18 protein-coding genes are annotated in these 23633 nt (G+C 34.9%); 13 read left to right on the plus strand and 5 right to left on the minus strand.

The genetic code is table 11. The annotated features are described in order from the left end of the window. Nucleotides 1-261 precede the first annotated feature (261 nt). From LPB88_RS11710 to LPB88_RS11725, 4 genes are all read right to left on the minus strand, one after another. On the minus strand, nt 262-1797 hold the full coding sequence (locus LPB88_RS11710) for a RagB/SusD family nutrient uptake outer membrane protein (protein ID WP_230715699.1): 1536 nt from the start codon (nt 1795-1797) through the stop codon (nt 262-264). A 20-nt stretch (nt 1798-1817) separates the two neighbouring features. Continuing rightward, the gene (locus tag LPB88_RS11715; protein ID WP_230715707.1) at nt 1818-5207 is read right to left on the minus strand and encodes a SusC/RagA family TonB-linked outer membrane protein; all 3390 of its coding nucleotides are present in this window, start codon (nt 5205-5207) and stop codon (nt 1818-1820) included. A gap of 244 nt (nt 5208-5451) precedes the next feature. Further along, on the minus strand, nt 5452-6369 hold the full coding sequence (locus LPB88_RS11720; protein ID WP_230715708.1) for a FecR family protein: 918 nt from the start codon (nt 6367-6369) through the stop codon (nt 5452-5454). Between the two features lie 117 nt (nt 6370-6486). Then, a complete protein-coding gene (locus LPB88_RS11725) occupies nt 6487-7044 on the minus strand; it encodes an RNA polymerase sigma-70 factor (RefSeq protein ID WP_230715710.1) in 558 nt (185 codons plus the stop codon). A gap of 368 nt (nt 7045-7412) precedes the next feature. Between LPB88_RS11725 and LPB88_RS11730 the strand changes: the two genes are divergently transcribed. Beyond that, a complete protein-coding gene (locus LPB88_RS11730) occupies nt 7413-8048 on the plus strand; it encodes a GNAT family N-acetyltransferase (RefSeq protein WP_230715712.1) in 636 nt (211 codons plus the stop codon). A 98-nt stretch (nt 8049-8146) separates the two neighbouring features. Here the strand turns inward: LPB88_RS11730 and LPB88_RS11735 are convergent, their stop codons facing one another. Beyond that, nucleotides 8147-8857, minus strand: coding sequence for a hypothetical protein (locus LPB88_RS11735; protein ID WP_230715714.1), 711 nt, complete (start codon nt 8855-8857; stop codon nt 8147-8149). Nucleotides 8858-9648: 791 nt separating this feature from the next. Here LPB88_RS11735 and LPB88_RS11740 point away from each other — a divergent pair. From LPB88_RS11740 to LPB88_RS11795, 12 genes are all read left to right on the plus strand, one after another. After that, on the plus strand, nt 9649-10251 hold the full coding sequence (locus LPB88_RS11740) for a DUF4255 domain-containing protein (protein ID WP_230715716.1): 603 nt from the start codon (nt 9649-9651) through the stop codon (nt 10249-10251). Then, on the plus strand, nt 10248-11093 hold the full coding sequence (locus tag LPB88_RS11745; RefSeq protein WP_230715718.1) for a hypothetical protein: 846 nt from the start codon (nt 10248-10250) through the stop codon (nt 11091-11093). The genes LPB88_RS11740 and LPB88_RS11745 overlap by 4 nt, the downstream gene beginning before the upstream one ends. A gap of 18 nt (nt 11094-11111) precedes the next feature. Then, nucleotides 11112-13220 carry a phage tail sheath C-terminal domain-containing protein gene (locus tag LPB88_RS11750; RefSeq protein WP_230715725.1) on the plus strand — a complete coding sequence of 703 codons (2109 nt, stop codon included), beginning with the start codon at nt 11112-11114 and terminating at the stop codon, nt 13218-13220. Between the two features lie 29 nt (nt 13221-13249). After that, nucleotides 13250-13678: a phage tail protein gene (locus LPB88_RS11755; RefSeq protein WP_230715727.1), complete on the plus strand. Its 429-nt coding sequence runs from the start codon at nt 13250-13252 to the stop codon at nt 13676-13678. A 2-nt stretch (nt 13679-13680) separates the two neighbouring features. Next, nucleotides 13681-14127, plus strand: a complete 447-nt coding sequence (locus tag LPB88_RS11760; RefSeq protein ID WP_230715729.1) for a phage tail protein — start codon at nt 13681-13683, stop codon at nt 14125-14127. Between the two features lie 2 nt (nt 14128-14129). Beyond that, nucleotides 14130-14288: a DUF5908 family protein gene (locus LPB88_RS11765; protein WP_230715734.1), complete on the plus strand. Its 159-nt coding sequence runs from the start codon at nt 14130-14132 to the stop codon at nt 14286-14288. A gap of 1 nt (nt 14289) precedes the next feature. Further along, on the plus strand, nt 14290-14973 hold the full coding sequence (locus LPB88_RS11770; protein WP_230715735.1) for a LysM peptidoglycan-binding domain-containing protein: 684 nt from the start codon (nt 14290-14292) through the stop codon (nt 14971-14973). Beyond that, complete coding sequence (gene vgrG / locus LPB88_RS11775) at nt 14973-16718, plus strand: type VI secretion system tip protein VgrG (protein WP_230715737.1); 1746 nt, start codon at nt 14973-14975, stop codon at nt 16716-16718. The genes LPB88_RS11770 and vgrG overlap by 1 nt, the downstream gene beginning before the upstream one ends. A gap of 4 nt (nt 16719-16722) precedes the next feature. Further along, nucleotides 16723-17013 (plus strand): PAAR domain-containing protein, encoded by a 291-nt coding sequence (locus LPB88_RS11780; RefSeq protein ID WP_230715740.1) that lies wholly within the window; start codon nt 16723-16725, stop codon nt 17011-17013. Nucleotides 17014-17273: 260 nt separating this feature from the next. Then, on the plus strand, nt 17274-17684 hold the full coding sequence (locus LPB88_RS11785; protein WP_230715742.1) for a GPW/gp25 family protein: 411 nt from the start codon (nt 17274-17276) through the stop codon (nt 17682-17684). A 12-nt stretch (nt 17685-17696) separates the two neighbouring features. Then, entirely contained in the window at nt 17697-20894 is a 3198-nt protein-coding gene (locus LPB88_RS11790) for a baseplate J/gp47 family protein (RefSeq protein WP_230715745.1), read from the plus strand. Then, complete coding sequence (locus tag LPB88_RS11795) at nt 20882-23629, plus strand: hypothetical protein (RefSeq protein ID WP_230715747.1); 2748 nt, start codon at nt 20882-20884, stop codon at nt 23627-23629. Before LPB88_RS11790 ends, LPB88_RS11795 begins: the two co-directional genes overlap by 13 nt. Nucleotides 23630-23633: the final 4 nt, after the last annotated feature.

The following is a 23633-nucleotide window of genomic DNA, read 5'->3' on the forward strand; positions in this document are numbered from 1 at the left end:
TTTCTCCCTTTGGTCGAAATGACAAGATTGGGTAACTTTGCGTGTAATTCCAATCTTTGTCGAGTTTCTTACGGAGATTTCTCGTTCCTCGAAATGACAAAAATCTAATTAATTCTAAAACTGTGTCTAAAAAACATAAACCAGTCTTATAAAAAGACTGGTTTATTATATCTAATAATTTATCTGATTTTTTCTTTACAACTGCAAGCTCCACAACTAAGCTTGCAGCGTAAAAAAAAACAAACAAACTGAAACTACAAACTACCAGCCTTTATTTTGAGTAAGGGCTCCTTTGCTTACTGCTATTTCATCTGGTGGTATTGGCCACACATGGTGAACTGCAGGGTTAAAATTACGGGCAGGATAAATCACGGTTCCGTTATAATGGTGTAAAGGTTTTGCATAAGTTGCCTGAGCATCGCCCCAACGCACTAAATCAAAATGACGATCTGTCCATTCTCCAGCCAATTCGCAACGTCTTTCTCTTTTTAAATCTGTTAATGTTGCTCCCGAAATACTTGGTAAACCAGCACGGTTACGAATCATATTTATTTCGGTATCGGCACTTAAACCTTTCATTAATTTGGCTTCTGCCAACATCAAAATCACATCGGCATAACGTAAAAGAGGTACGTTCAGAGCTGTTGAAGGTTTATCACCGTTTGCATTTACATAACGAATATCAATTCCGCCCGAAGTTGTTTTTGGGTAACCAAATGGCTCCATATATTTATTGAACTGATATCCTGTTCTGTTACTTGAACTTACGGTATATTTCCCTTCATTAAAAGTTACTAATTCTCCAAAATACATGAACTTATCTCCTTTTTGCAAAATTGTAGCGCTTCGTCTTTTATCAGCCGGATCATAAGTATCAAACAATTCTTTGGTAGGATAAAAATTTCCCCAACCGTTGTAAACTCCCCAACCTTTATCCTCAAGACAAACTCCAGGAAAAATAGAACCCAAACCTGTGTTTTCTGAACTTGAAGTTACAGACCAGATATATTCTGAAGACCAATTGTTTTTAATTTTAAACACATCAGCAAAATCATCAAGCAATTTGTGTTTTCCGCTATTCACGATCATGTTTGCGTATTTAATTGCATTGTCCCAATCTTTTGCATACAAATACGTACGAACTAAATATCCCCAGGCTGCAGTTTTATGAGCACGTCCGTAATTATCAGGCGTAAGCTCATTAAAATAAGGCAATAAATCGGCAGCTTTAACTAAATCTGCGGCGATATAAGCGTAGTTTTCGGCAACATTTTTAGCTCTTGGTACATACACATTTGTTGGATCTTCTCTGTCCTGAATTGGGATTCCGGCACGATCGTCTCCATAATGATACGCTAATTCTAAATGCATTACGGCATGGTTAAAATAAGCTTCTCCCAGCATCATATTTTTCGTTTTTTCGTCAAGCGAAATCTTCGGAATATTACGGATCACATCATTACAACGTTTCATTACTTCGTAGTGTAATCTCCAGATATCTTTAGTATCAGACTCAGACCCGTCAACAATAAAATTCTTGATACGTTCGGCATTTTGTCTTGGTTTGGTTCCTATATCATCACTTGCATTATTCAGCCAGAAAAAACCACGACCGTACATATTATCATCAGAATATAAGGCATAAATAGAATTTACTCCCGCTTTTGCATCAGCAGGCGTTTTCCAGAAATTTCCGCTTGAGGGCGCTCCTTGCGGAATCACATCAAGTTCACTTTCGCAAGCCGAAGTGCCTAATAAAAGCACAAAACTCAATAATAAAAGACTTAAATTTTTCATTTTATTTGTTTTATATTTTTTTAAAAAGTAGCATTTACACCCGTCATATAAATACGAGAAAGTGGATATTTACCTAAGTCAAGACCAAAGTTGTTAAGACCAACTTCAGGATCCATTCCTGAGTAATTCGTGATTGTAAATAAATTTTGTCCTGAAATAAAGAATCTAAGTTTCGCTTTTCCGTTCAGCCAATTGTCTTTAACCGTATAACCAATCGAAACATTTTTTAATCTTATGAATGAAGCGTCTTCGATATAAAAATCAGAGATTCTCCCGAAGTTATTGTTATTATCTGTTGATGAAAGCACTGGAATATTAGTATCTGTATTTGTTGGCGACCAAGCATTTTTAGAATCAGCCAATAAATTATATCCAGGGAAAGAAGCATTCAAACCTGTATATTTTACGGCATTAAACATCTTATTTCCTGCTACTGCATTGAAGAAAATATTCATATCAAAACCTTTATATCTAAAGTTGGCATTTAAGCTGTAAGTTGTTTTTGGAAACGGATTTCCTAGTATTACTCTATCACTGTTATTGATAACGCCATCTCCGTTTACATCTTTAAATTTAATATCTCCGGCAACTGCATTTGGCTGATACACTGCACCAGAACTGTTTTTATAGTCTTTTGCTTCGGCATTACTCTGAAATAATCCGTCTGTAGCATATCCATAATAAGCACCAACCGGGCTTCCTACCTGATAAATATTGGCTAAAGGCAAACTACGAACTCGGCTAATGTTTAAAGGTTCAAGAGAAGTCAAACCATCTTTAATAGAAACAATTTTATTGCTTAAAAATGCAGCATTTGCCGTTACATCAAACTTAAATTCTCCACGCGTTTTTTGATACGTCAAACTAGCTTCAATACCTTTATTTTCAACATCTCCCGAGTTTACAATTCGGCCTTGTGGAGTTCCTGAAACTCCCGGAAGCTGATCACGCACCAACATGTCTTTGTTCTTTTTAATATAGGCGTCTACAGATCCTGTCAAAGTGTTGTTCAGCATTGTAAAATCCAAACCAATATTTGTCTGCTCTGAACTTTCCCATTTTAAGTTAGGGTTTGACAATTCACCTTCAGCATAACCATAATTAATTGTTGGAGTTGAACCAATCAAAGCCTGAGTCTGATTCAATGGCACACTAAATTGGTATGGTCCAAGATTTCCTAAATTTCCTATTTGTCCCCAGCTCGCGCGTAGTTTTAAATTGCTTACAATTGGACTGATGTTTTTCATAAATTCTTCTTCAGAAATTAACCATCCAGCAGAAACAGAAGGATAAACTTTCCAACGATTCGGTGATAAAAGTTTTGAAGTTCCGTCACGACGAACAATCCCTGAGAATAAATATTTTTGATTAAAATCGTAATTTAACCTTCCAACATAAGATGAAATAATTTCGTCAGATAATCCTGCTGCCGTTTGCTGAATTAATTTCGCATTTAGCAAATAACGTTGTGATGGATCTTCGTTATCAAAACCTGTTCCTTCAATGGTATAAAACTCTCTCTTTGTTTCCTGATAGGTATATCCGGCTAAAGCTTTGAAATTGTGTTTCCCTAAAGATGTTTCGTAAGAAATTGTTTGTTCTCCTAATAAATCAGTAGTTGTAAGTGACTTTTGTGTTAATCGGTTAAAGTCGAATATTTTTCCCGGTTCTTTAATTTTAACTGCAAAATCTTTTGCATTATCCTGGATTCTCGTGTAACCCCAGTTTGTTTTTACTTTCAAACCTTTGACTATCTCCCATTCTGCATAAGGATTGATCAAAATGGTCGACACAGGATTTCTGTTATCGAGTCTTTTCAAATAAGCAACAGGATTTATAACATCTCCGTAAGAACCAATATATTTCTCCGGAACTCCACCAAATTGTCCTGAACCATCTTCTCTATATATGGTTGCATTTGGCGGATAAAAAATGGCTGCTAAAATTGCTCCTGTATAACCACTTGATGTATTGGCACTCTGACCGTTAGTTAACGAATAAGACAAATTTTCTCCAATGGTGAAATTTGGCGCTAATTTAAAAGAGGAGTTTGCTCTTGCTGTATAACGCTCACCAAAAGTATTTAATAAAATCCCTTCGTTTTTTCTATAACTTCCTGAAACAAAGAAATTAGATTTTTCGGTTTTACCGTTTATAGAAAGTGACAAATCCTGAATTTCTCCTGTATGAAAAATTTCATCCATCCAGTTTGTTTTTGTAGTTCTTGCCGTTGGTTCAAATGCCGGATCAAAAGCCGGAATTCTTGGCATACCTGCATTATCTCTTGCCAAGTTCATAGCATCAGCATATTCAGCAGCATTAAGAACATCCAGTTTTTTGGCTACATTCTGAAAACCTCCCTGATAATTTACATTTATATTAATCTTCTCAGAAACTCCTTTTTTGGACGTAATTAAAATTACACCACCAGAAGCTCTTGCTCCATAAATTGCTGCCGAAGCCGCATCTTTCAAAACACTTATCGAAGCAATGTCATTTGGATTTAAAGTATTCAAAGAACCACTGTAAATGATTCCGTCCAAAACAATTAAAGGCGTTTCGGCATTCAAAGAACCAATTCCACGAATATTAATTGTAGGTTCCGCCGTTGGATCACCACCATTACTAAGCACGGTAACACCCGCAACTGTACCTTGCAGTAATTCAGCAGCACTGTTGTAAGTTCTACTTGAAGTTTCTTTCATAGAAACAGATCCAACAGATCCTAAAACTTCATTCTTTTTTACACTTCCATAACCCATAACTACAACTTCTTGCAGTTGTTTCATATCAGCTACTAATTTTACTTTGATGTTTTTATCGGTTGGTGTTACTTTAACTTCCTGATCAACATAACCAACATACGAAAAAACAAGAATGGCCTCAGATGAGTTGATTTCAATTTTAAAAGTTCCGTCAAAATCTGTCGTTGTCGCAACATCAGAACCTTTATCTTTAATCCCTACACCTGGCAATGGCATTCCGTCATTACCTCCGTAAACAGTTCCCGAAACGCTGATTTTATTCTGATCAGCATCCGACACTTTCTGGCTTTTTTTGATGACAATATTATTATTTACAATTTCATATTTCAGGAAAAAATTGCTGCATATTTTATCTAATGCCTGTTCAAGGGTAACATTACTTAGTTTTAAACTAATTTTCTGATTGGTATTAACCTGATTGGTTTCGTACATAAAATGCACATCTACTTGCTTTTCGATTTTCTGAAAAACATTTTTGATACTTTCGTTCTCTACTTTTAAAGTAACTCTTTTGCTGATATCTACGCTGGCCGCTTTTGCTGATAATCCGATAGAAAATAGAGCCACAAAAAGAAGCGCTTTGTTCAATACGGATTTTTTAATGCTCTGACAGTTCTGGATAAACCGCATTTGCTTTTTAGTCATGTTTTTGAGTTTTAATTGTTCTTGATTATGATTGGTTTTCTACGTAGCTTTTTTTTAAATTTGATATTGTAATTCCTTGTATTTATTAACTTTAACACATAGAAACATAGCTTTTAAGGCGTGTAAAAAAGATATTTCATTCCAAATAAATCGTATCGATTACGTGGCAAATCATGATTTTTAAAATGGTCTTTGGCTTTAATTTTAAAGCTATGTTTCTATGTGTTAAGTTTTTTTACTCTTATTATCGTATAATGTAATTTCCTGATTCCTGTTTATAATGGGCATTTATGATATTACACACCAAAGCAACAACCTGATCTACAGGAAGCTCTTTGAAATAAGCACTGATTTTTAGATTGTTCAGATTCTTGTTTTCAAGCTGAATGTTCACATTATAATTGCGATTAATTGTTGCAATTACTTCTGGCAGAGGAGCATCTTCAAAAACAATGATATTTTTTCGCCATAGCGAAATAGAATTCACCGGAATATCTGTAAAGGCCTGCATTTTATTACTTTGTGATTTAAAAACCACTTTTTGTCCCGGCGTTACATATACATTTTCTTCTGTAATGGTCGATTTTACATTTACTCTTCCGGTTAAAACCGAAACTTCTTGCGTGGCATGATCCGGATAGGCTTGAACGTTAAAACTGGTTCCCAGAACTTTGGTATCCATTTTATGGGTATGAATAATAAAAGGGTGTTTTTTGTCTTTGGCAACATCAAAAAAAGCTTCTCCGGTTAAATAAACTTCTCGTGTATCTCCTTTAAATTTGGCAGGATATTTTAAGCGACTTCCTGCGTTAAGCCAGATTTGTGTTCCGTCGCTCAAAACAACTTTAGCATGTTCGCCAGATTTTGTAGCATATTGCTTAATCACCTCCTCAGATGATAAATAAAAAAAACAGCCCATTCCCATTAAAAACAATAATGAAGCTGCAATAGACCAATTTTTATGTTGAAGAAAAATAACCTTATTTGATTTCTTTATTTGACGGATTTCTTTTTTTAATTTAGAACGATCAGATTTGATAGTTTCAATACTATCTAATATTTCTTCCGGATGATTGTACCAGTTATTCCATAACTCTTCCCCTTTTGGAGCTGGTTTTCCTTCTAAAAAAAGTTTTATATCTCGATGTAATTTTTCAGGCATTATAATTTGTTTATCTCTTTAATAGTATGTCTTAGAAATGTTAATTTCAGGTAGGTTGACAAGGTTACGCTTTTGTTAAGAAAACAAAACGTAAACCTAGATTTTGAAAATTTGTCGTCAGTTAAACTCGCCCAAATAGCTGCGCATAAATTTTAACGCATAAGCAATATGATACTTTACAGTTTCGTGCGAAACATTAAGTTCTTCGGCTATCTCTTTGTTGGTGTAATGCTTAATCCTGCTTAGAATAAAAACTTCTTTGGATTTTTTAGGAAGTAATAAAGTTGCTTTGTCTACTGCCTCTTGTAATTCTTCGTAATAAATAGAATCTTCGGTTGCATTGGTGCTGCTGTGGTCTTGAGTGCTTCTGTCAACGACTTCCTTTATATATTGGTCGGTAATAGTGTGTGATTTTATATAATCTAAAGTTACATAGCGAACGGAAGTATAGATGTAAGCCGAAAATTTCTTTTGGATAACCAGAGTCTTTCTACGCTCCCAGATTGTGGTGAAAACTTCCTGAACAATTTCTTCAGAAACCGGTATTGATTTCATTCTGGTATAAACAAAGCGAACCAATAAATCCCGATACCTAAAATACAATTCATCAAACGCTTTATCCTTGCCTTGTCTCAACAATTCAACAAGTTCTTCATCGGTAAACCTCTTATACATAATACATCACTTTTGTATTATTTGGCCAATAAATGGTATTTGCTAAAACACCAATCCCGATTATTTTGTTGCGATGTGTTCTTAATTTAAAAAATGACATATTCTACAGTGTGTTGTTTATAATATGTCTCCAAAATTAGAAATGAGGGTAGGTCAACAAGGTTACCTTTACATTAATAAAAAGGTCAGTTTATAAAACATTGTATTAACATTTCATTTAGTATTTGTTATGAGATAGATTTTTAAGATTAGTTCTAAATATTTTGTAGTGATAAAAATTTAAAAATCTCATCATATTGATAATTTTCATTGTTTTATATTTGACAATCTCTTAAAAAAATAGAACTTTTAAAACCAATGGTAATACAATGAAAAAAAATGTTTCTTTCGATATTGTAGAGAAATGGCTCAAAGGCTGGTCATTATCAAGAGAATTACCTTTGCCTGTTAAATACAAATCAGGGCTTATGGTGAATGTAGGTTATGAAAACCAAAAGAGCCGTTATGTTTTTTCTGAACTTAATGATGATTTCATACAATTATCAAAATCTATTGATGAACCAGGAGTTTTTCTAAAGGTTTGCTCTTCTCCTGATGAACTAAAGAGTATATTATCTACAAAATGGATTATTCAGCCTCAAGGTTATATGATGTTTTGTTTTCATCAAATGGATATTCCAAACATTTATTTACATGATCGCTATAAATTAGAATTTGAAAAATATAATTCAACTTTTGTTGTTCGAATTGTTACTAAAGATGGAGAATTAGCTTCAATAGGACGTGTAGTTCTTGTTGATGATCTGGCTGTTTACGACAGGATTTCAACCGAAACTAATCATAGAAGAAATGGTCTTGCAACTGTCCTGATGAAAGAACTTGAAAAAATTGCTTTAGCGAATGGTGTTCGCAATAATTTTTTGGTTGCCACAGAAGAAGGCAAACTATTCTACCAGACTTTAGGATGGGAACTTTATAGTCTCTATACGTCGGTGGTTAAATAAAAACAAACACTAGCCACATAAATTATGTAAGTCTATCTAAGCGAGCACTTAAAAACTTGTACTTTTTTAATGGCTTATAGGATTAAATATGATCTTGATTATTTTAAATCATCAAATTCCAAATACAATTGTTTCAAAACAGTAATAGCATAATTAATACCATTAACATCAACCTGAATATCGTTTCCAGCTACACCAATTGGACTGTTTTCTGATTTATTTACATTGATTACTTTGTACTTGTCGTTTTTTACAAGTGCATCCGAAGCTGTTTTTACTTGTAAAATCTGATCAAAATCAGGTTTGTTTGTAATCTGATGCGCCATAAACTGCTCTTTTGTGTTACCAAAAAATATAAAATTGGTTGTACCAGATCTGGCTTCAGCCGCATTGAATTTTTTATAAAAAATCACTTGTTTGATAGATACCACTATATCTGAAGCGATTTTTTTTCCACCTCTTTCAAAATGACCTCTGTAAAGATTTACTTTAAATGGTCTTGGATTCTGAATCATATCTGGCAAAATGAACGTCTCAGGTTCAATCATGTACGTATTATATTCAGAATTATTTTCCTGATCGGCTATAAATAGTTTCTTGGCGTTATTATCCAATTCCAACTCCAGAATAATTTGATAATCATGCGGAGAATGAAACATTGGTAAGTGTGAAGCATAAATTTTTTCTTTTCCAAAAATCAACATTCCATGTGTCGATGGTACGTCAGTATTAGCACTGTTATGTTGATGTTGGGCACTCGCTAATGTCATGAAAAAGAAAAAAACGAATGAAATTGAATAGAACTTCATAATTACTTAATTTGAGATATTTTTTGCGAAGATAAAAAACATTACATCCATCTCATCTGAGATTTAAAATAAAAGATGAAGTAAAACCGATTGATCGAGAGTCTGTAAAAAAATCTAAACTTTTCCATTATCTAAATGTAGACAATTAGATGCACAGCAGTACATCTAATTTTGGCAGGTATTCTTTGCATTTAATTTATACTAAGACGCATAGCATTAAATTAAAGAATTAAGAAAGCTAAAAAAGTGATTATTTCATTTATGGTGAAATAATCTCTTTTCTATATTTAGTAAAATTTTTAGTGGTTTTATTTTATTCTGATTTTCGTCTTTCTGTGCAAAATAAAGCAAAAACTCAAAAAGCGCACAATAATCTAACAATCAATATTTTACTAATAAAAAAAAGTAAAAAAAGGGTGTTTTTCCCCTTTCTTGATACCTTATGATTTCTCTAACTTCGATAATTCTTACAAGCACTCATTTTTATTACAAGTTTAAAGCAAAGCCCGTAGAATCTTCTTTTTTATCTGCGCCTTAAAAATGATCCTTTTTAGTAAAATTTCATCATAAGTATTCTCTTAAATGAAATACAATGAGAAAAACTAAAAACACTTATTTGATTCCATAAAATAAGGGTATATACCAAAAACAGAATCTAGTATCTAAAAAAGTAATCTTAGAACAAAAATCTAAATATTGCTTTTAGAAGAATACAAATTTGAATTGTATTTGTTTCACTATAAGGCAATCAGATTAGCAATAAAGTCGAATTTATTAAACTTTATCAGAAGATGATTTTTGAAATTATTCAAATAATTGAAGAGCAGGTAAATAACTATCTCGAAGAAATTGGGCTGGATAAAACGGTTGTGGCTGAAAATATTGCTTTTTTAGAATCTCAAAACGAAAACGTATCCAAAAATCTAGACGATAAAGTAGCACTTACCTTAATTAATCTGGATGAAGAAGCTACTTTAAAAAACTTTCCCAACCATTCCATCGAAAACGCTAAAACAATTTATAAAAACAGCATCATCAATTTGAATCTGTATTTACTTTTTAGCGCCAATAGAATTGCATACATCAACTCACTTAATGATATTTCGAAAATCATTGCTTTTTTTCAGGGAAAAAAACTTTTTACACAAGCCAACACTATTTACAACAGAAGCAGTGTGGCAATGGATAATATAGACAACTTCAAATTCTCGGTAGAACTTTACACACCCACTTTTGAAGAACTTAATTATATCTGGGGAACATTGGGTGGTAAACAACTTCCGTCAGCATTATACAAAGTTAGCATGATACAAATCGAGCGCAATATCGCACAAGGCGAAGGACAACTTATCAGCAAGGTCAAAGGTGTAACCAAAACAAAAGAGCAATCATGAGTTTTAATCTTACATTCGGATTATTATTTGAAGTGACACTTTTTCACAATTATTTTCTCAATAGTGGTGTAAATACTTATGCCGGAATGTCGGGAGATGACCAGAAAAAAATGCTTCAGAAATTTGATAGTAATTCATTTGCCACTATCACTCCTACTGTAGAAACCATCACGCAGTTACGAAATTACAAGATGACATTCAAGCCAACCAAAACTGGGTTTCGTGTTTACATTAAAGTGAAGGAAGGTATTGAAATTGATGATCCTTATATAAGTGTTCCCGCCGATTTAAAACTGGATTTTAAAATCACTGTCAACGATTATCAGTTTGAGAATTACACCAATTTAGAATTTGTTCTGAATCAGATGTTTTTATTCAGCAACGTGAAACCTTCAACTGAACCCGGAACATTTAAATATATTCCAAATTTCAGTGACAACATCCTGATTTCAAATAATTACTTAATCTCCGAAGAAACAACCTCCATTTTATTATCAGAGCTTCAAACACAGGAAAGACAAGATGTTTTTGGAATCATCTCCTTGACGATGAAAGGCGATAATAATCCGAAAGACATTATAGATGGTTTTGGCAAAATGCTAAGTCCAAATTTTAAAATTCATTTTGATAATAGAAAAACACTCTGGAAATATATCAACAGAAAAGCAGGCACAGAAATTAACACTCTTACTGCCAAACCCTTAACCTATTCTGGTTTTGTTGAACTTGACCCCGTCAACGATTTTGCGCCAGCGCAATTGGAAAGCAGTACCTACCCAAATCCATCTGTAAAATCAATAACAAAGATCGATAGTGATTACTATTCAGAAATATTTATTTAATAATTAAAACAATTAATCATGGCAACAACTTACAACACGCCTGGAGTATATATTGAGGAAATCGTAAAGTTTCCTCCGTCAGTTGCTCAGGTAGAAACAGCGATTCCCGCTTTTATTGGCTATACAGAAAAAGCTACTAAAAAAATCGAGAATGATTTACACAGGATTCCTACCAGAATTACCTCTTTACTGGATTATGAAAAGTATTTTGGACTGGCATATCCTGAAAGCACTATTTCAGTAGATGTAACTGATGTCGTGACTAACAATGTAACCGAAAGAAGTATTGTGGTAAATCAGCCCAGCGTTCCAAAACCATTTTTACTGTATTATTCACTTCAGCTGTATTTTGCAAATGGCGGTGGCCCTTGTTATATTGTTTCGGTAGATCTCTATGAAACCCCAACGGGTACTGAAAATCAAATTCTTTTTTCTGATTTAACAGCCGGACTGGATCTCTTAAAAGCTGAAGATGAGCCAACATTGATATTGTTCCCGGATGCAAAAAAACTAAGCGTAATTGAATTCTATAATTTATACTCAGCTGCCTTAATGCAATGTCACGATCTACAGGATCGCTTTGCTATTATTGACACTCATACTTCTACTGATGTTCAGGCTGATTCTCAAGCTTTAAGAGGAAAAATTTCTCTTGAAAAAGATTACCTGAAATACGGTGCGGTGTATTATCCTTACCTTGACACTATCCTCGATTATCGATACAATGAAGATGATATTTTAATCAATCATGTTACTAATATTCCAGATGCATTAGTTACGGCTTTTAGCCAGGTTCAGGCGGCATTCGTTTCTATTGGAGCAAAAATCGCAAACCTTCTCAAAGTTAGCGATAGCGGAGATGTAGGTACAACAGATGATACACTATCCGGAAGCGTAGCAAACGTCCTTTTGTTTACTGATTCACCCAATCCAGCCGGGTTTAATCTTGCAACAGGTTCTCCTAATTTCGACCTCACTTTAAAAAATAATTTTGCAGACGTCGTTAAAATATTATCAACCCAATTAAAAAATTTAATTGAGGACAAAGAGATTGTAAAAAATGCTGCAATATCTGCAATTACTTCCGTTGAAGAGAATCCAGGTGTTGAAGTTCCTCTTCAAGCCTCCTTGAATGTTTTTACCGGTTTGTTTGAAGGCGATGGTAAAATTGAAAATGTACAATCAAAATTAGAGGATTTAGTAACCAAAATCCGTGCAGCCAAAACCTCAACAACTTTAGGCACTTATGTTACCAACGTAGTCGACGAAGTTGGCAAACTTCTTACTTTTACTGTGCCTACAGAACCCACCAACTCTATTATTGAATTACCTAGTGACAACTTAACAATTGGAATTGATGTATTCAATAAATCTACTCCCGGAAATAATTTAGCAGCACTTGTTGAAGATATTAAAAATAAAATCTTTAGCATCACCTCCAAAGATACCAACAACGGAGCAATGAACGGTCGCTATCTTGGTGACATTGAAGGCATCGACAACAAATCATACAATGCCATAAAAACAGAGATTTTAGCCCTTCCCATTACACTTCCGCCAAGTAGTGCTGTAGCCGGAGTTTATGCACGTGTTGATTCTAACAGTGGTGTATGGAAAGCGCCAGCTAATGTGGGGTTAAATTATGTAGTAAAACCAACGCTAAAAATAACCAATGGCGATCAGGACGGTTTGAATATCGATGTCAATGCTGGTAAATCTATAAATGCTATCAGAAGCTTTACAGGTAAAGGAATCCTGATCTGGGGATCCAGAACTTTGGCCGGGAATGATGCCGAATGGCGCTATGTGCCAGTTCGTCGCTTCTTTAACATGGCCGAGGAATCTATCAAAAAAGCAACCGAACAGTTTGTATTTGAGCCTAACGATGCCAATACCTGGATAAGAGTGCGAGCGATGATTGAGAATTTCTTAATTCTTCAATGGAGAGCCGGAGCTTTGGCCGGGGCAAAACCTGAACAAGCATTTTATGTAAGAGTTGGCTTAGGACAAACCATGTCGGCAATGGATATTTTAGACGGTAAAATGATAATCGAAATTGGAATGGCAGTAGTTCGTCCGGCAGAATTTATCATTCTACGTTTCTCTCACAAAATGCAGGAATCTTAATTAATATCAACATTAAAAAAATATAGATCATGAGTTATCCGCTACCAAAGTTTCATTTCTCAGTTGACTGGGGTGGAACAAAAATAGGATTTACAGAAGTTTCCGGATTAGATGTCGAAACTGAAGCTATTGAATACCGTCAGGGAGCAAGTCCTGAATATACCAAAATTAAAATGCCGGGCATGCAAAAATTCTCCAACATTACAATGAAAAGAGGATCATTTGCAAGCGATAATGAGTATTATAATTGGTGGAATACGGTAAAACTAAACAAAATAGAAAGAAGAGATATTACCATCAAATTACTTAACGAAGAACACAAACCTGTAATTACCTGGAAAGTAAAAAATGCATGGCCAACTAAAGTGCAGTCGACTGACTTAAAAGCCGATGGAAACGAAGTTGCGATCGAATCTATGGAATTGGTTCACGAAGGTTTATCCATTCAAAATGACTAGTCATGGCTAACTATTACCCACCTGTCGGTTTTCACTTTTTAGTTGAATTTCAAGGTCTTGGTTCGAAAGAAAAAGACCATCAGTTTCAGTCGGTATCCGGCTTGTCTGTAGACATAGAAACAGAGGAGATGGCTGAAGGTGGAGAAAATAGATTCAAACACAAACTGCCTGTAAAGACAAAATATGCAAACCTGACTTTAAAAAGAGGAATGCTGATTGATTCTGCTGTTATTGACTGGTGCAGGGATGCTATAGAAAACTTTGCTTTCAGCCCCGTAAACCTGACCATTAAACTGCTCAATCAGGAACATCAGCCTTTGATTTCATGGAATGTGGTTCACGCCTATCCTGTAAAATGGTCTGTCGAAGATTTTAATGCCGAAGAAAGTAAGATCGTAGTAGAAAACTTCGAGCTTACCTATAATTATTTCACCTTAATGAAAAGCTAGTCATGCCTATAGAAATAAAAGAGCTTCACATTAAAATAAACGTGAACGAAGGATCAAAACCTAATGCTTCTGCAAGTGCTCAAAAAAGCAAGGAAACAGATGCAGTAGCCGAATGTGTAGAACAGGTTATGAAAATTATTGAACGTAAAAAAGAACGCTGACATGTTAGGAGAATTACAAAAACTAAAAGTTGTTGCTTATAGTGATGCTGAATTCAACAACAAAATTGCGGATGGTCAATTTTCTACCTTAATGAATCCGGAAAAGTACACCTATCATTATAAAATTGAAGCCGATGAAACTCAGGCTACCGGTACGAGTACGCTTTCTCCAAAGTTCAATAAAAAATTACCTGAGAATCTCGAACTCGATTTTGTTTTTGACAGATCGGGAGTTATCAATGGATACGCAAGTACTGACGATGGTATTATCGATGATATTGAGAAATTCAAAAAGGTTATTCTGGATTATAACGGTGACCAACACAAGCCTAATTATCTGATTATTTCCTGGGGAACATTGCTTTTTAAAGGAGCATTGACCGAAATGGACGTAGAATTTAAACTCTTCAAACCAGACGGAACTCCGATTAGAGCAGTTGCAAAAGCAAAATTTCAGGGCTTTGTCGAAGATAATTTAAGAGCAGCGAGAGAGAACAATAAATCACCTGATTTAACACATTACAGAACAGTAAAAGAAGGTGATACATTGCCTTTGATGTCTTTTAATATTTACGGCGATTCTAAGTATTATCTGGAAGTTGCCAAAGTCAATAACATTATCAATTTCAGAAAACTAAAAACAGGGCAAAAACTATTTTTTCCACCCTTACAAAAACAATCCTGATGAGCAATAACGGAGTCATACAAACCAGTCAGAGTGCCGATTTAGTAACGCATAAAATTTTAATTGAAGGAACGGAATTATCCAGTACCTATCAAGTAAAAAGCCTTGTAGTACAAAATGAGGTCAACAGGATTCCTATGGCTCAAATTGTTCTTACAGATGGAGAAGCTTCTGAAAGGGATTTTAAACTGAGTAATGAAGACTTATTGATTCCGGGCAAAAAAATCGAAATAACTGCCGGTTATCACAATGATGAAGCCACTATTTACAAAGGAATTATTATCAAACATTCGATTAAAATAAAAAGCGGAACTTCTTTGCTTATTATCGAATGTAAAGACGAAGCCGTAAAACTTACTATTGGCAGAAAAAGCAAATATTTTTATGATGTAAAAGACAGCGAAGCATTTGAAGAAATCATCGATGCTTATGGATTACAAAAAGAGGTTGAAGCTACTAATTTTAGTCACAAAGAACTTATTCAATACAACACTTCCGACTGGGATTTTATAGTTTCAAGAGCACAAGCCAATGGTAAACTTTGTTTTGTTGAAAATGGTAAAATTACCATCAGCAAACCAAATCTTACCTCAGATTCTGTAGAAACAGTAACTTTTGGATCTACGCTGCTTGATTTTGATGCCGAAATGGATGCACGAAATCAATTTGCAAAAGTGTCTTCGTACAGTTGGGATTATACCAATCAGGAAGTTGTAGAAATTGAAGCCAATGATCCTGCTGTAAGCTTAAATGGTAATCTATCAGCTTCTGATTTAGCTGATATTATTCAACTCGAAAACCTCGAATTACGTCACGGCGCTACTATTACCGAAGTTGAACTTCAGGATTGGGCAGATGCTAAATTACTTTTTCAGCAATTATCAAAAATTCGCGGAAGAGCCAAATTTCAAGGTATTCCCGCAGTAAAACCTAATACTATTATTACACTCGAAGGCGTAGGTGACAGATTTAATGGAAAAGCATATATAACAGGCGTTTTTCACGAAATAGCTGAAGGAAACTGGACAGTCGATGCACAATTTGGGTTAAACCCTGAGTGGTTTTCTGAAACATTCGACATTAATACACCAACAGGTTCCGGAATCATTCCGGCCATAAAAGGACTTCACGTGGGGATTGTAACCCAACTAGAATCTGATCCTAATAGTGAAGACCGCATTTTAGTAAAAATTCCAATTATCAACAACGACGAACAAGGTATTTGGTGTCGCGTAGCTTCGCCCGATGCGGGAGATAAAAGAGGTATTTTTTTCAGACCCGAAATTGAAGATGAAGTAATTGTTGGTTTTATCAATGAAGATCCCAATAATGCCATTGTTTTAGGAATGCTTAACAGCAGCGGAAAACCAGCTCCAATTGTGGCGTCTGACGACAATCACCAAAAAGGAATTGTAACCCGAAGCGAAATGAAAGTCATTTTTGATGATGAAAAAAAATCTATTGGAATTGAAACTCCCGCGGGCAAAAAAATAACGCTCGATGAAGATCAGGGCATTATAAAAATAGAAGATGAAAATTCGAACATCATCACCATTGACAGCAACGGAATAAAAATGGAAAGTGCGGGAAACATTGAGTTCAAAGCTACCGGAGATGTAAAAATCGAAGGCGCAAATGTTTCTATAAAAGCAAATACACAATTTAAAGCAGAAGGAAGTGCGGGCGTAGAAATGTCATCGAGCGCAACTGCTGTTCTAAAAGGAAGTATCGTACAAATAAATTAAAATTATGGGAGCACCAGCCGCCAGAATTACAGATATGCACGTTTGCCCAATGGTTACGGGAACGGTTCCGCACGTGGGCGGTCCAATTTTACCTGCCGGCACACCAACCGTTTTAATTGGCGGAATGCCCGCTGCATGTGTTGGCGACATGGCTACCTGTACAGGTCCGCCTGATACAATTGCCGCAGGATCATCGACGGTTTTAATAGGCGGAAAACCAGCCGCACGAATGGGAGATTCAACCGCACATGGCGGCACAATAGTAGCCGGATTAGCAACTGTTTTAATTGGTTAATTAATTCACGTTTATCATTTAAAATACTGTAAATCATCTAACTCTAAAAACAATCAGGTATAATCCCTACGGGATATTTTTATCTGATGGAGCTCGATTATACTACCAACATTTAAATCCTAACGGATTATTTATTGGAACCTTTTGTTACTATATAAAATACTATATCTCGTAGAGATTACATATTGGTAGCAAATAATTTAGAAGGATAATGTTGTCCCGTAGGGACTACACAAAATTGACCAGCAACTGAATCAATTATGGAAACAACACAAGATTTTTTAGGTATAGGATGGAGTTTTCCGCCTGAATTTAAAGTAAGTACCAAAGAAGTAACAATGCTGACTGATGAAGAAGACATTAAAAGCAGTTTGGAGATTTTGCTTTCAACTAAAATTGGCGAGCGGATCATGCAGCCCAAATATGGCTGTAATATGGATGAATTGATTTTTAATCCGTTGAACCGAACCTTAAAAACATTTGTTTCTGAGCTAATTAAAACGGCTATTCTTTATCACGAACCAAGAATTGACGTTGAAAAAATTGACATTACCAAAGGCGACGATTTGAGTGGCGAATTATTAGTACTGATAGATTTTAAAGTACGCGCTACCAATTCGAGAATAAATATGGTTTATCCATTTTACCAACAAGAAGGAACCAATTTATAAATTGTTAAAAAGATGAGTAATTGTACCACTATATTGAGTGTTTTGAGTTCTAATGGCAGCGACCAAAAGCAACGCTATCTCAACGCGTTACAACCTGAAAACATTCATCTTAATGATTTTGACCAAGCAGATTGGATTTTATTTGCTCATAATTTTTCTGAATATGTAAATTATTATCAAAACTCCAATTCAGAAAAACCTTCAGGCGATTGGAAACCTTTTTTTGATTTTTTTAAGCTACCCAGTGAAAACCCAACTGTCGAAAATAAATTACTACTGGATCGGGCAAAAAAAGAACTGGATACTCTAATTGCCGAATCAAAAGAGAACTATGCCATTACACCACACTTAACATTATTTATCGCATTTTTAATGTTGCTGGAAAACAGCAAAAAAAGATACAACGGCCTTACCAAACGTCACCTCGATTTTTACTACAATCAAATATTAAAACTCGAAAAATTACCCCCAACACCGGATAAAGTCTATATGATTTTTGAATTGGCAAAAAATGCTATTCAGGAAAAAATCGAAACCAAAACCGGATTTGATGGTGGTAAAGATGCTTTAGGGAAAACCAGAAACTATTATTCTAACAATGAATTAATAGCCAATAAAACTGTCGTTTCATCATTGAAAAATGTATATAATGACATTGAAACAAAAAAAATAATCGCCAGCCCAATCGCAAATTCTTACGACGGTTTGGGAGGCGCTTTCCCGGATAAAAACAATACACAATGGTGGCCTTTTGGATATGTGGTCAATCCTGAACCACCTACCGGATTACCTAATTTGCCTAATGCTGCTCTGGGGTTTGCAGTTGCCTCTCCTATTCTGTCTTTAGCAGAAGGAAAACGCAGCGTTGAGATGAGTTTTACTTTTGAGAGCACTATCACTAATGTAACTCAGGCTATCATTATTGACTGTTTAAGTCTTCAGCTAACCACAGCCAAAAAATGGTTTGATCTGCCAATACCGCCATCAGTAACGTTAAGACCATCCGAAACTTATACCACATCAGCAATTGGAAAAGTCCTTAAAATTGTCTTCCAACTTGATGAAAGTGTAGACGCCATTACAGGATATGATCCCAAAATATATGGTGAAGAATTTGTTACTGATTTACCGGTTGCAAAATTCAATCTCGACATTACAAAAGACAATGGATATGATTTGTATAAATCATTGGCCGAAAACAAATTAGAAAAAATCGACATCAATATTGATGTTCAAAATATTAAGAATACCGTTTTAGAAAACGATAACGGAATAATTAATGCCGCAAAACCGTTTTTCCCTTTTTCTTCCCAGCCCGTAAAAGGTTCCAATTTTTACATCAAATACAACGAAGCTTTTGCCAAAAACTGGAGCAAGATCAATGTTGATATCGTCTGGAAAAATACTCCGGCTAGTTTTGTAGAACACTATAAAGCGTACAAAAACTCAGCTCTAAATACAATAACTACAAAAGAATTTAAGGATAGTGTATTAAATATTAGTACTACTGTTGGTACTCCTGGTACGTTTAAACCTGCTGACGCAATCGTAGGAGCAAATACTTATTTTGAATATATATTATCCATTTTATCCAATAATATCTGGAAGGATGCTACTGTCAAAACCTTATTTAATGGTATTCCAGCGTTTAAAACAACCTTTGACATAAGTAATACTGATTATAGTACTAAGAAAAATGGTCAGTTAAAACTAACATTAGACAAACCTTTTCTGCATAATTTATATTCCAAAATTTATGCACTTGCCCTTTCTACCGAAGACGAAAATGTGGTTATCCCAAATGAGCCTTACACACCTTTGGCTGAAAATCTCATTTTAAGTTACACAGCTTCTGAAACGATTAATTTTAAGGCAATAGGCCTGGATACTTTAGAAGATATTTATAATAAAAACGAAGCAAAATTATTTCATATCCATCCTTTTGGATATGCAGAAGAACACGGTTTCTTAAAATCAAGACTGGGATATCCGGAAAACAAAGATTCTTATTTGATTCCTACCTATTGCATAGGCGGAGAACTGTTTATAGGATTAGAAAATGTAAAGGAATTGCAACAAATTACCTTGCTTTTTCAGGTTTTGGAAGGAAGCGAAAATCCAGAAGCAAAATCGTTCTCCGGAAAACAAAAAGTAGAATGGGCTGTTTTGGGCAATAACGAATGGCGCATTCTCGACTATTCGGATATATTGCTGAATGAAACCGATAATTTACTTCAATCGGGAATCCTGAAATTCAGCCTACCAAAAGAAGCTACTCAAAATAACACCAGACTTCCTAAAAATTTTATTTGGCTTAGAGCCAAAATGCATAAAAAATACGATGTGGTTTGCAAAATGATCGGAATTCATTCGCAGGCAGTTTTGGCAACTTTCCAGAATAATTCAAATGATTTATCGCATCTGGAAACCGGATTAGAAGCTACGACCATTTCTAAATTAATTCAACGACAAAGTAATGTCAAATCGGTTACACAACCCTATAACAGCTTTGATTATAAACCCGAAGAAGCAAATGCAGATTATTACCGAAGAATTAGCGAACGTCTTCGAAATAAAAATCGCGCCATCACGATGTGGGATTATGAGCATATTATCCTTCAGGAATTTCCCGGATTGTATAAAGTAAAATGTCTCAACCATACCTGCGATACGTCTTATCAATCGCCCGGCAATGTGACTCTCGTTGTCATTCCGGACACGGTAAACAAAAACGTATTTGATGTTTTTAAACCACGTGTGAGCACAGCAACACTCAACAAGGTTAAAAATTATATAGACCAGCTGAACTCAATGCACGTAACCACTTATGTTATCAACCCGCAGTATGAAGAAGTTAAGGTTGATTTAAAAGTGAAATTCAGACCTGGTTATGATGAAAATTTCTATATGCAGGAACTCAATGCCGATATTATCAAATTTTTATCGCCTTGGGCACTCGACAAAAATAGTCCCATCACATTTGGAGTCAAAATACACTCTAGCCAGCTCATAAATTACATCGAAAAACTAGGTTATGTAGATTATCTGCAAGATGTAAAACTGCTTAAAGATGGAGCCGTTTCAGATAAAGTTGCTGTTCCTTCAAATCCCAAATCGATTTTAGTTTCGGCCAAAAACCATCTCATCAGCACTGATGTCACAGAATGTACTGTTAAAACCATAGAACAAAAAGAAGAATGTCAACTGTAAACCAACATATCAGCATCCCAAAAGACGTCAGTTCTAATGATGACATGAGTTTTGATTTCCTTCGAAAAAAAGGAATCGAGTATATCGAATCATTAGGAAGTCAGTTCTGGACCGACTACAATACGCACGATCCCGGAATTACGATTCTGGAAGTACTTTGTTTCGCCATCACCGATTTGGGAATGAGAATCAATTTGCCAATCGAAGATTTATTAAGCAACGCTTCTACCCCAATTGAGGAACAGTTTTTTACGGCTTCTCAAATTTTACCCACTCAGGCTGTGACGGCTCTTGATTATCGAAAAATCTTAATTGATGTCGACTCGAAAAAAATTAAAAATTGCTGGCTTCAAAAAACGACCAAAAAACTATACGTCAACTGCAAAGACGCAAAAATTTCACTTAAAAAAGCAGATTTTGCCGGAACCTTAGATACTTTCATAAAAGAAACAGAAATTAAAGGATACTACAATATACTGGTTGATTTTAATGAAACTAATCTGGCTCAAAAAGAATTGCTTAAAACTAAAATCATCGAAAAATTTCACGCCAACAGAAATCTTTGCGAAGATCTTTTGGAGGTAAAAGAAATAGAAATTCAGCCCATTGCCGTTTGTGCTTTAATCGAAATTGAACCTGAAGCTAACGAAGAATACATTCACGCAAAAATTACTTTTGAACTTGAAAAATACCTTTCGCCAAGCATTAAATTCTATTCATTGGCCGAAATGTTTGAGAAAAAATATTCAAGCGATCAGATTTTTGAAGGCCCTTTTCTCGACGGAGGATTTATTGATACTAAAGAACTCGAAGAATCTTCGTTAAGAACCGAAGTACGCCTTTCGGACATTATGCAGATCATCATGGGTGTAGAAGGTGTATCTGTAATAAAAGACATCTCACTAAACAATTGTGATAAAATCGAAAAAGACGGAAGCGTCTGGAACATTTGCATTCCGGCCAATAAAAAACCAAGTCTTTGTAATAAAAGTACATTAAACTTTAGCAAAGGTGTTTTGCCTGTTACAGTCAATAAAGTAAAAGCAAAAAAATATTTAGACGATTTAAAAGATGAGTTTAATTATTCGCAGCAAGATGCAAGTAAAAACAGGGAAATAAACATTCCGAAAGGCAAAATTACAGAAGCTGATTTTTATACCAGTATCACCAATAATTTTCCTGAAAACTATGGTATTGGCGAAATTGGCCTGTCTGAATCTGCCAGCGCGGAACGAAAAGCCAAAGCCAAACAATTGAAAGGATATTTGCTATTTTTTGATCAAATTCTGGCGAGTTATTTCAAGCAATTAAGCAATGTCAAAGAATTACTTTCTATAAGCGGCGACCTGCCAAATACCTATTTTACTCAGACCATTACTGATATGACAGGTTTTGATGAAATTGCAAATAATAAGTATCTGTCATCAAGTGAAGAAAAACTGGACGAATTATTATTTGGTGATTTTGATGATGCCATTGTAAGACAAAACCAGATAAAAGACCATCTTATTGCACGATTTGCAGAACGATTTTCAGAATATGCTTTTTTAATGAAATCATTGTACGGCGCATCTGCAGATGAAATTGTACTGCAAAACAAATCCGATTTTTTAATCAATTACGATACAATAAGCAGCAAACGAGGCAGCGGATTTAATTATTTTAATCAGCCTGCATCTAATTTGTGGAATACTTTTAATGTCACCGGATTAGAAAATCGAATTGCAGGTTTACTGGGAATTAGAGGCGATAAAAACCCTATTACGGGCAAAAGAGGTATTAAAAGAAAAGATATCTCTGGTTTGTTTGTCCAGCTTTATGACCCAAGTCCGGGTGTAACTCCCAATCATTTTAGATGGAGAATCAGAAACAGTGCTAATCAAATAATCCTGACTGCGACCGAAGATTATCTGGATCAACGTGATGCGGTTAAGGAAATGTACTTTTCGATTCTGAAAATTTACGAAACCAGTGAAAAAGAAATTGAGCATGAATTTGAAAATCTTTTCGAAAACAGAGCCAACGGAATTGCTTTTAAAGACACTGTTATCGACACTTTTGAAGTCATAGAATCAGATACTCACAAATATTCATTTCATATCATAAATCCCGAATTTGTTGATGATCTCAGCAATCCGGACAGAATCATTGCACGTCAGTATAAATTGTACGAAACTCTCGAAGAAGTAAAAGCAGCAATGCTTGAATTGCTTATTTTCTTTAAAGAAGAATTTAGCGATGAAGGCATTTTTCTGGTAGAACATATCCTGCTGGTTCCCAACCCTGATGAAGCAATTAACGAAAATTATTATATGCCAATTTGTGCAGACGATTGCTCTGGTGATTGTTGTACGCCAAATCCGTACTCGTTTAAAATTAGTGTCGTTTTGCCCGGATATACTTATCGTTTTGCAGATGTTGATTTTAGAAATTTTGCCGAAGACGTCATCCGACAGGAAATTCCATCACACATTCTAGGTAAAATTTGCTGGATTGGCTATCGAAAGGATCAAATCACACCAACGGATAATGACTTGCTCGATTTTGAAAAAGATTTTAAAAATTTTCTGATGGATAAAACGCAAAACAAACAAGATGCTTTACCAAAATTCATCAAATCATTATCAAAATTAAACTCTATTTATCCAACAGGTACGTTGTACAATTGTGTAGATGAAGAAGAAGATATTTCAGGAAAAATAGTATTAGGAAGAACAAATTTAGGAACAATATAAAAAT

Origin of the sequence: Flavobacterium sp. JAS (genome assembly GCF_020991455.1) — a bacterium.
Lineage (GTDB): Bacteria > Bacteroidota > Bacteroidia > Flavobacteriales > Flavobacteriaceae > Flavobacterium.

What these genes read in the sequence shown, in the direction of transcription:
- LPB88_RS11710 (WP_230715699.1), bottom strand. Translation starts at nt 1,797, where the DNA reads ATGAAAAATTTAAGTCTTTTATTATTGAGTTTTGTGCTTTTATTAGGC.
- LPB88_RS11715 (WP_230715707.1), bottom strand. Translation starts at nt 5,207, where the DNA reads ATGACTAAAAAGCAAATGCGGTTTATCCAGAACTGTCAGAGCATTAAA.
- LPB88_RS11720 (WP_230715708.1), bottom strand. Translation starts at nt 6,369, where the DNA reads ATGCCTGAAAAATTACATCGAGATATAAAACTTTTTTTAGAAGGAAAA.
- LPB88_RS11725 (WP_230715710.1), bottom strand. Translation starts at nt 7,044, where the DNA reads ATGTATAAGAGGTTTACCGATGAAGAACTTGTTGAATTGTTGAGACAA.
- LPB88_RS11730 (WP_230715712.1), top strand. Translation starts at nt 7,413, where the DNA reads ATGAAAAAAAATGTTTCTTTCGATATTGTAGAGAAATGGCTCAAAGGC.
- LPB88_RS11735 (WP_230715714.1), bottom strand. Translation starts at nt 8,857, where the DNA reads ATGAAGTTCTATTCAATTTCATTCGTTTTTTTCTTTTTCATGACATTA.
- LPB88_RS11740 (WP_230715716.1), top strand. Translation starts at nt 9,649, where the DNA reads ATGATTTTTGAAATTATTCAAATAATTGAAGAGCAGGTAAATAACTAT.
- LPB88_RS11745 (WP_230715718.1), top strand. Translation starts at nt 10,248, where the DNA reads ATGAGTTTTAATCTTACATTCGGATTATTATTTGAAGTGACACTTTTT.
- LPB88_RS11750 (WP_230715725.1), top strand. Translation starts at nt 11,112, where the DNA reads ATGGCAACAACTTACAACACGCCTGGAGTATATATTGAGGAAATCGTA.
- LPB88_RS11755 (WP_230715727.1), top strand. Translation starts at nt 13,250, where the DNA reads ATGAGTTATCCGCTACCAAAGTTTCATTTCTCAGTTGACTGGGGTGGA.
- LPB88_RS11760 (WP_230715729.1), top strand. Translation starts at nt 13,681, where the DNA reads ATGGCTAACTATTACCCACCTGTCGGTTTTCACTTTTTAGTTGAATTT.
- LPB88_RS11765 (WP_230715734.1), top strand. Translation starts at nt 14,130, where the DNA reads ATGCCTATAGAAATAAAAGAGCTTCACATTAAAATAAACGTGAACGAA.
- LPB88_RS11770 (WP_230715735.1), top strand. Translation starts at nt 14,290, where the DNA reads ATGTTAGGAGAATTACAAAAACTAAAAGTTGTTGCTTATAGTGATGCT.
- vgrG (WP_230715737.1), top strand. Translation starts at nt 14,973, where the DNA reads ATGAGCAATAACGGAGTCATACAAACCAGTCAGAGTGCCGATTTAGTA.
- LPB88_RS11780 (WP_230715740.1), top strand. Translation starts at nt 16,723, where the DNA reads ATGGGAGCACCAGCCGCCAGAATTACAGATATGCACGTTTGCCCAATG.
- LPB88_RS11785 (WP_230715742.1), top strand. Translation starts at nt 17,274, where the DNA reads ATGGAAACAACACAAGATTTTTTAGGTATAGGATGGAGTTTTCCGCCT.
- LPB88_RS11790 (WP_230715745.1), top strand. Translation starts at nt 17,697, where the DNA reads ATGAGTAATTGTACCACTATATTGAGTGTTTTGAGTTCTAATGGCAGC.
- LPB88_RS11795 (WP_230715747.1), top strand. Translation starts at nt 20,882, where the DNA reads ATGTCAACTGTAAACCAACATATCAGCATCCCAAAAGACGTCAGTTCT.